The organism is Bacteroides sp. 51 (assembly GCF_010500965.1).
Classification (GTDB): Bacteria; Bacteroidota; Bacteroidia; order Bacteroidales; family Bacteroidaceae; genus Bacteroides.
Map to the genome: position 1 here is coordinate 1 of NZ_QVMI01000191.1, position 309 is coordinate 309.

Below are 309 nucleotides of genomic sequence, written 5' to 3' on the forward strand. Positions count from 1 at the left end.
AATACATTTGCCTGAGCCGCGATATGTCTTCCATCACCCGTCCGGAACAGTTTAGAATGTACGCTTGTATCACAACCAATAAGAAAGAAATGAAACAATACCACATACAAACCCTTACCGCTGCCTTGCTTCTCGTACTTGCAGGCACATTTGGGCTATACGACCGTATGATAATAAATTGGTAATTGGATCTACCATAGGTGTACGGCTTTATGATCCTGAAACCCGGAAGAGTCTCTTTGCATACCTGCTCAAGATCGGCAAACTCAATATCATGTACATTAATCAGGTCAACGTAATCGATATTCA

At 41.7% G+C, this 309-nt stretch carries 1 protein-coding gene; it reads left to right on the forward strand.

The window, feature by feature from the left end:
* A partial coding sequence (locus tag D0T87_RS24040; protein ID WP_370526972.1) for a hypothetical protein occupies positions 1-185 on the forward strand: 185 nt, incomplete at its 5' end.
* Between the last annotated feature and the right edge of the window lie 124 nt (positions 186-309).